The sequence below is a fragment of the Rhizobium sp. BR 317 genome, assembly GCF_047445835.1.
Lineage (GTDB): Bacteria > Pseudomonadota > Alphaproteobacteria > Rhizobiales > Rhizobiaceae > Rhizobium > Rhizobium paranaense.
On record NZ_JARWLB010000043.1, the window covers coordinates 1 to 8,614 of the forward strand.

General features: G+C 57.9%; 8 protein-coding genes. All 8 read right to left on the reverse strand.

Features of this window, described 5'->3' with window-relative positions; genetic code table 11:
* The coding region (locus tag QD357_RS30905) for an NAD(P)-binding domain-containing protein (RefSeq protein WP_414125806.1) at window positions 1-325 on the reverse strand (325 nt) is incomplete at its 3' end.
* A gap of 88 nt (window positions 326-413) precedes the next feature.
* A complete protein-coding gene (locus QD357_RS30910; protein WP_414125807.1) occupies window positions 414-1,097 on the reverse strand; it encodes a GntR family transcriptional regulator in 684 nt (227 codons plus the stop codon).
* A 423-nt stretch (window positions 1,098-1,520) separates the two neighbouring features.
* Window positions 1,521-2,438, reverse strand: a complete 918-nt coding sequence (locus tag QD357_RS30915; protein ID WP_414125808.1) for a LysR substrate-binding domain-containing protein — start codon at window positions 2,436-2,438, stop codon at window positions 1,521-1,523.
* 43 nt (window positions 2,439-2,481) lie between these two features.
* Window positions 2,482-4,098 (reverse strand): ribulokinase, encoded by a 1,617-nt coding sequence (locus QD357_RS30920; RefSeq protein WP_414125809.1) that lies wholly within the window; start codon window positions 4,096-4,098, stop codon window positions 2,482-2,484.
* 7 nt (window positions 4,099-4,105) lie between these two features.
* Window positions 4,106-4,810, reverse strand: a complete 705-nt coding sequence (gene araD / locus QD357_RS30925; RefSeq protein WP_004129720.1) for an L-ribulose-5-phosphate 4-epimerase AraD — start codon at window positions 4,808-4,810, stop codon at window positions 4,106-4,108.
* A gap of 10 nt (window positions 4,811-4,820) precedes the next feature.
* Complete coding sequence (locus QD357_RS30930; protein WP_414125810.1) at window positions 4,821-5,795, reverse strand: ABC transporter permease; 975 nt, start codon at window positions 5,793-5,795, stop codon at window positions 4,821-4,823.
* On the reverse strand, window positions 5,788-7,323 hold the full coding sequence (locus QD357_RS30935) for a sugar ABC transporter ATP-binding protein (protein WP_414125811.1): 1,536 nt from the start codon (window positions 7,321-7,323) through the stop codon (window positions 5,788-5,790). Before QD357_RS30935 ends, QD357_RS30930 begins: the two co-directional genes overlap by 8 nt.
* 59 nt (window positions 7,324-7,382) lie before the next feature.
* A complete protein-coding gene (locus tag QD357_RS30940) occupies window positions 7,383-8,453 on the reverse strand; it encodes a sugar ABC transporter substrate-binding protein (RefSeq protein ID WP_414125812.1) in 1,071 nt (356 codons plus the stop codon).
* Window positions 8,454-8,614: the final 161 nt, after the last annotated feature.

Here is an 8,614-nt window from a genome sequence, read left to right on the forward strand (position 1 = left end):
CCCTTGTGTCGTTTGGAGCAGACGAACTCATGTCTATGACGACGGCATTCTGCTTCAGGCCGCCACAGGCGTTTTCGGCCAGCAGCGCCTCGCGCACGATCTTGCCGTTCGGAAGCATGGTGATCACGAAACTGGCCCCGACCRTGGCGTCAGAAATCGTTTCGGCGGCTCGCCCGCCCGCATCAGCGAGCTTTATCTTGGCGTCTTCCGAGAGGTCGAAACCGACGACATCGAAGCCCGCCGAAATGAGATGTTGAGCCATAGGTTGGCCCATCGCGCCCAGCCCTATAAAGGCCACGCGCGTTGCGTTGAGTGTCGATGGCATTTTTTCCTCCGGACGCGTGCGAGCAATGAAACCCGCCTTCCTTCAGAGAGGATTAAAAAGATTATCAGACAATCTGTCAATCKAAATTTTAAGTTTCTGGCGCTGCGTTCTTCCGGAGGTATTCAAGTGCGACCTTGGCAGCCTGGTCGATATGGAATTTGCAGGCCGCCGCCGCCAACGGCCCGTTGCGATTCTGGATTGCGTTCGMAATATCCCTAATTTCGGCAATGCTATGCGCAAGCCGTCCCGGTTGCGTCATGGTTGTCATTCGAAGGAGATTTATCCGATTATGCAGAGCTGTMAGCATTTGCCTTACGAACACGTTTTTGCTGCCGTCCATCAAACAGTTGTAAAACGCGTTTTTCGCATCTATGAGGCGCGCACCGACGCCACTTTCGGCAGCGGCTTCGAATTCGACCACTGCGGCTTGAAGTTTCGCTATGTCCGCGGCAGTGCCATGCTCAGCGAACTGCTGACCCGCGAATCCTTCAAGAAGAGCCCGAACAGTATAGAGTTGCTGCGCTTCCTCGTAAGTGATCGTACTGACGACCGGCCCCTTATGGGGATAGCTTGTGATGATGCCTTCAGCTTCGAGCTGTCGCATTGCCTCGCGAACCGAGGTCCTGCCGACGCCCAGCATTTCGCAAAGTTCTCGCTCTACCAGTCGCTGGCCGGGCTTAAATCGCCCACTGGCTATCGCCTGACGCAGAGTCTCCTCAACTTTTACGCGCAAAGTCGCACTTTGTCTGGATATCTGTAGGTCCGTCTGCATCGCCCGCCAACACCTGTAATCGGCTCACGCCGCGCTAAATCATTCTCTACATATGGAGGCATTCGCTCTTAATATCAATCCAGATTGTCTGAGAGCTGCCAGTCTCAGTTGATCTCTTCGCGACAGCTTTGCCTGCTCGTCGTGTCTGACAGCCATAGACTTGCGGGCTCTTAACTCGCGGATAGCGCCGCCGGGAGCGCGATCTGACACGGTCCTACAGCTATGGCCTTGAAGTCGTCAGCGCAGAGACTGGTGAGAAGGACAGTAGACGGCGCATATCGTGCTCGGTGGCCGCTCGCCTCGCAATCGCAAAAACTTCAAAAAATCTCGAGGCATGGCTAAGAGAAGGTTGGGCATCACGCATATTGCTGTCTCGGCGTTTCAAAGAACGCCGGACGATCTTGCTGCCCGTCAGAGGTTCGATCAGCCTCGCGCCCGCATTTCAGCCGAGGCAGTGTCTTCAAGCCATACGTTTTCGAGCCATTGCTTGAACGCGTTGACCTTTTCTGATMTGAGCCGCGAGCGGACATATGTGAGCGTGTGGCAACGAAGGTTGGGGCCTGTCATCCMKAACGGAAGGACGAGGTTACCTCTTTCCACATCCCGTTCAAGAAGCCGGTAGCTCTCCAGGCACACGCCGCGTCCTTCGACAGCGGTCGCAATCGCCATAAACGCATCGCGAAATCGAGCGCCGCGATTGACGTCAATCGCCAAGCCGTGGTCCTTCGCCCATTGTTGCCAGCTGTAAAGCGTCTGCTCCGACTTGATTAAGGTGTGGCCCACCAGATCCGATGGCTTGCGTATGGGCCGCTCGCCATTCGCCACCTCGGGAGAGCAGGCTACGACGATTGTCTCAAGGGGGAACTCCTCCGCCGCGATAGAGCCCAGTCGAGGAGCGCTGCCGTAGCAGATATCGACATCGACCGAGCCATCGGACAATTTTGCAGGATCCGATGTAGACAGAAGCCTGATTTCGATCGAGGGATACAATTCTTCGAACCGAGGCAATCTTGGCATAAGCCATAGCGAAGCCAGACTTGAAGCACAGCCGACGCTCAGGACGTCGACGCTGTTGCGCCGGCACACCTCATCGGTCGCCTGCTCAATCATCGAAAGCGCTTCTGAAAGATCACGGTGGTATCGCTCGCCAATCTCGGTGAGCGACACGTTCCTTCCAATGCGGTGAAAGAGTTTTTCCCCAAGGTCGTCTTCCATCAGCCTGATTTGGTGGCTGATCGCCGACGGAGTAAGCTGCAGCTGAGCAGCAGCCTCGAGAAATGAACCCTTTCTGCCGGCTGCGACGAACGACTGTATTGCACGAATGGATGGAAGTGACGTCATCACGTTCTCGATCCATAGACATCTGATCTAAGAGCACAGCGGGTCATAGCAATGCTACCTTGCGCGCGGCACGGTGGCCAAACTCGGACCGAATACTCTCACCTGCAGCAATCCGCTTGATGTCTCCGAGAACTTGCGAGAAGTTTGCGAGGCTCGAGGTGCCAAAGCCCATATAGACCTGCTTGAACAGCTGATAGAGGGTCTCATAACGTCCGCGCGTGCTCGGATCAGGCTCAAACTTTCTGTAGCCCACGCACATGGCTGCCTGAGCGCTCTCGATTGATCCATGATCTTTGGATGCAAGAGCGGCGAATATTCMCKAACCGAGACCGGTCGGAATACCGTCGGGKACCAATATGGGCTTGCCTATAACATTGGCGTAGATCTGGTTGAGGATGTMGTTCCTTTGCGGGATACCTCCCCCATTAATGACGCGGTTGACTGGAACGCCGTGCTGCTCCATCCGCTCCAGGACAACCCGTGTGTGGAAAGCCGTACCTTCAATCGCGGCATACAGTTMGTCCTGCGCTGTATGGCCGAGATGCCAGCCAAGCGTCATTCCACCAAGGTCGGAGCGGACGAGAACCGTCCGGTCCCCGTTGTCCCAGGGGAGACGCATCAGACCGGTCTTTCCGCCTTCGATGCTTTCCAGGCCTTCAGCGAGCCTGGACACCGTCGTGCCGGCACGTCGTGCTATTGCATCGAACAGGTCGCCTGTCGCAGACAGGCCTGCCTCAACTCCGACAAGGTCTGGATGTGCACTCCCTGGGACGACGCCGCAAACACCGGGGATTAGCTTCACACGTTCACTAACGGCAATGATACAGGTCGACGTACCGATCACATTGACGACGTCCCCCAGACGGCAGCCAGCGCCAATTGCATCCCAATGGGCATCAAACGCACCCGTGGGAACTGGTATCCCGGGGGTCAGGCCGAGTCGTTCGCCCCAGTATGTGCTGAGCCCACCTGCGATCGAAGCAGAGGTCTGATATGTTCCGCCAATCTTCTCGCGCACGCCGTCGAAAAGCGGATCGACGCGGGACAAGAAAGCCTGCGAGGGCAAGCCACCCCATTTCGGGTTCCACATCCACTTGTGTCCCATGGCGCAGACGCTGCGCACCATGCGAGCCGTGTCGGTCACTCCGGTGAGGACCGCGGCCGCCATGTCGCAATGTTCCACGGCGGTCCMAAAGCGCTCGCGCTGGTCGGGATTGTGGCGCATCCAGTGGAGAAGCTTGGCAAAGCCCCACTCGTGGGAATAGGTTCCGCCGCACCATTCAATTGCTTCAATGTGCATGTCGTGCGCCATCGCCGTTATCTCTTCGGCTTCCGCTTTGGCGCGGTGATCACACCAGAGGTAGTAGTCCCCCAAAGGCTGCATATTTTTGTCGACAGGCAACACCGAGGACCCCGTCGTGTCGACCGCAATCGCACGGATCTCCTTGGAATCTACGCCGCATTCGTCGATCACTMGATGCATCGCCAGCACAAGCGCTTCCATATGATCTACGTGGGACTGCGTTGCCAGGTCGGGATCGGAACGACGCCGCTCGAGAGGATATTCCGCGACGCAGGTTCCAAGGGAACCCTTCTCGGAATCAGCCAGCGTTACCCGCACGCTCAAAGTTCCGAAATCAACTCCTGCTACAATCGACATGATAATCCTACTTGGAACTGTCTGGCTGGCCGTAGGTCGCCGACTGGCCGTGCTTGCGTTGATAGTGGAGGTCCAGCAAAGCGTCGGAAATTTCTGGATCGTCCTGGTTCAGTTGCCGGGCGTGGAAGGCAATCTTGGCGACAGCCTCGAGCATCTCCGCGTTATGAACGGCGTCGGCTGCGTCCTTGCCCCAGCAGAAGGGACCGTGATCGTTAACCAGGGCTGCGGGGACGGAGAGCGGCGCATTGTTTCCGAGTGCCTCGACGATGACCTTGCCGGTGTTGCGGACGTAACCGTCTATGATTTCGTCGTCGCGCAGCTTGCGAGTAACGGGGATCGTTCCGTTGAAATAGTCGGCATGGGTCGTTCCCATGGCAGGGATACCCCGGCCGGATTGGGCCCACACCGTCGCGAAGAACGAGTGCGTGTGGACCACGGCACCGATAGACTTGAAGCTTTTGTAGAGTTCCAGGTGCGTATCGAGATCAGACGATGGTCGCAGCGTGCCCTCTAGGATATTGCCATCGAGGTCGGTTACAACGATATCTGCGACCTGCATTGCCGTATAGGAAACGCCACTCGGTTTGATGGCGACAACACGCTTCTCGCGGTCGATAGCGCTGACGTTACCGAACGTCGAGATGACAAGGCCGCTATCGTAGAGCGCGGCATTTGCATCAAGAACGGACTTGCGGAGCTCGGAATATTTCATCATCGTCTCCTCAGACCTTTTGGCGGCGACTGAAACGATCGGCTGCCACGGCGATCAGGATGATCGTGCCGATGACGACCTGGTGCCAGAAGGTGTTCACGTTGAGCAGGTTGAGCGCGTTGCGGACGACCGCCATCAAAACGGCACCTACGGCGGTTCCAAAAAGAGTGGCGCGCCCGCCGGACAAACCCGTTCCGCCGATAACCACGGCAGCTATGACATCCAGCTCGTACCCCTGGCCGGCTTCAGGCATGGCGGCTTCAAGGCGCGAKGTGAGCAKAACGCCCGCGAAGGCCGAGAGGACCCCGACCAGCACGTAAACGGCKATCTTGACCTTGTCCGTGGKGATGCCGACCAGCCGGGCAGCGTCYGGATTGCTGCCGATCGAGAGAACGAAACGGCCGAAACGCGTGTAATAGAGAAGGTAGAAGGCGATCGCGAAGACGATGGCGGTCAGAATGACCGGAACAGGAACACCGCCGGCATAGCTCTGGCCGATCATTCGGAAGGCGGGRTCGGAGGCTCCGACGATMGGAATACCCTGAGTGTAGACCATCACGATACCGCGGCTGATGACCATGATGGCCATTGTGGCGATAAAGTCCGTGATCCCGACCTTGGTGATCAGGATGCCGTTCACCAGTCCGATCACCGCACCGACCGCAATCCCGCCTGCGCATGCCAGAGGAACGGGATAGCCAAGCACAATCAGGTTTGCGGTCACAAGACCGCTCAGCGCGAGTGTCGAACCGACGGAGAGGTCGATGCCCCGCATCCCGATCACAAAGGTMGCTCCAAACGCGATTACGGCAATAGGGACCGCCTGACGAAGAACGTCAGTCAAGTTGCCGAAGGTGAAAAACCGCGGAGCGGCAAAGCCGAGCGCCACCAGAAGAACGACGAAGGCCAGATAAACGCCGGCATTGCCGCCGCTGCGTGCGAGCGTAAGKGGCKAGCGCGGGCGTGTAGCTGCAATATCAGCCATGGATACCTCCCTGAAGATGATGGCCTTGCGGCGGCCTCACCGAATGAAGAGCGAGTGTTTCTTCCTTGGAGGTMGCCGCATCGACGACCGCCGAGATCCGTCCTTCGAACATGACCGCGACCCGGTGRCACAGTCCAAGAAGTTCCGCGTTGTCKGCGGACACCACGATKACAGCACAGCCGTCTTTCGCAGCAGCCTGGATGAGGGTGTAGACCTCGGCCTTGGCACGCACGTCKACGCCACGCGTTGGCTCCTCAAGCATGAGCACCTTTGGCCGGGTGAGCAGCCAGCGAGCAAGCATGACTTTTTGCTGGTTACCGCCGCTCAGCGATGTGATGTCGGCACCGGGGCCGTCGCATTTCACGCMGAGCTTGGCGATGTAGCCGGAGGCAATCTCGCGCTCCTTTTTCGGCATCAACGTGATTTTGCCGAGCGTTCGAAKGTTGGCGATAGAGAGGTTCCAGCCGACATTGTGTTGTGGAAAAATCCCCTCGGTTTTACGTTCGGCGGGCAAGAAGGCGACGTGTTGACGAATAGCGTCCGTCGGGTCCGAAATCGCCGCTTGCTTTCCGTCGATCAGAATCGAGCCGGTCTCATGCGGGATCTGCCCGAAGATCGCCCGCAGGAGCGCGCTCTTGCCTGATCCTTCGAGACCCGTGACGCCGAGGATTTCACCCTGGGCTACCGAGAAGGTGATGTCTTCGAAGACACCACTTTTCGTCAAACCGCGAACGTCCAACGAGGGTTCGGACCTTGCCGGGACGCGGGGAGGAAACTGTTTTGCGAGAGAGCCGCCGATCATCGCACTGACGACCTTGTCTACGTCGAGCTCCGATACGGGCAGGTCTGCGACCGCGCTGCCATCGCGCAAGACCATCACGCGGCTGACGATGCCGAGGAGTTCCTGGATCCGGTGAGACACATATATGAGAGCTTTACCGGCCTGCTGAAGCTTCTTAATGATGGCGAACAGCTGTTTGCGTTMGACCTCCTCKAGCGCTTCGGTCGGCTCGTCCATGATGATGATGTCGGCGTTGCTGCTAATGGCTTTGGCGATCTCGATCATCTGCCGATGCGAGAGGCTAAGCTCTCGAACTGGCCTGTCGAGAGGTACGTCGACGCCTAACTCGCCCTTCAGGATACGCGAGGCGGCTGCCCGCATGGCCGGATGGTCAAGCGGTGATGCACTTGCACGCCMGTGGCGCAGCTCCCTGCCCGCGAATATATTTTCGGCGGCGTCAAAGTCCGGAAACAGGCTCAGCTCCTGGTAGATGATCGCGATGCCGGCCCTGGACCCGTCTTTGGGATTGTTCAGATCGACCACCTTACCTCTGACAGCAATGGTGCCTTCGTCGCGTGCATATGCACCAGAGAGGATTTTCATGAGCGTCGACTTGCCTGCGCCGTTCTCACCGACCAGGCCGAGAACCTCGCCGGGATTGAGTACGAGCTCGATGCCATCAAGCGCCTTCGTGTTGCCGAAGCGTTTGGCAATGCCTTTCATCTCGAGCAGCGGAGCGTTTGTCATTCAGGTCGCMCTTTTTGAGTGGGCGGCCCCGCGCGAGGCGGGGCCGCGTACTGTCACATCTACTTCTGCTGGACGTAGACGTAGTCGTTCTGATCGAAGGTCTTGATGTTCTTCGCATCGTAGGTTTTGGGCGCCACGAAGATCTTCTTCGGCAGGGCGGTGCCCTTCATCACGAACTCATCCACCGCTCGAATGATGTTGCGACCTTCTTCCTTGGCCCCGGTGTCGACCGTTGCTGCAAAGTCGCCGGTKAGGATCGCGTCGTTGGCTTCCTTCATATTTTCGTAGCCGACGATTGCCACCTTGCCGTTCAGCCCCTTAGCCTTGAGAGCCTGCAGACCGCCAAGGGCCATCTCGTCGTAGAGCGCGACGAGGACTTCGATATCGGGGTTGGCGGTGAACATGTTTTCAGTMACCGACAGGCCTTGKGCACGCACCCAGCCAGCCGGCTGCTGAGCGACGATTTTGAAGTTGGGGTGCTTCGAGATGACCTCGTTGAAACCCTTCATGCGCTGGCTCGTATGCGGACCGGGCAGGCCCTCCAGGATCCCGAGCTTGACTTCCTTGTCGCCATAGGTGTCAACCAGCMATTGCGCCTGCGCACGACCACCGTCACTCTGGTMGTAGCCGATATCGCTKACATAATATGGGTTGTCGGCGACGGGTGAATTGAAGAGGAAGATCGGAATGCCCGCCTCGGTGGCGCGCCGGATGGAGGGCAGCAACGCGCCTTCGTTGTATAAGGCAACCGCGATCGCATCCACACCGTCGTTGATCCAGGCTTCMATGGTCCTGATCTGGTCGTCCGTGGCAGACTGGCTGCTCGGAGCTTGCACGAGAAGCTGGATAGTGCCGTCGCCACCGCGCTTATCGATTTCTTCTTTCACGCCAGCCAGAACACGCTGATAGTAGGTGTCCATCGCCGTMGGCAGGAAGCCGACCTTGAGCGGGCGGTTATCCTTCTTAGCGGGTTTGACTTCCTGGCCTGTGGGCTTGATGTCCTTGTCCATCAAGATGCCAGGAAACACCTTCKAATAATCCAACTGCTGTGCAAGCGCTGGGCTGAAGGAAAGCGAAGCGGTGAGCCCGAGAGCAGCACCGAAGATTAACGTCCGTCTGAAAATTGTCACATGATCCTCCCTGGTGGTGACAAGACAAAGTTTTCCCAACCGCGGAACKGGTCCGCGGCGAAGCTTGGCAATCTGAGATTCAAATCTTCGGCTTACAGTCCCGGTGCGATCGTGAAGACCATCCGGATCGGGTTGGAGCCGTAGTTTAGGCACTGGTAGCT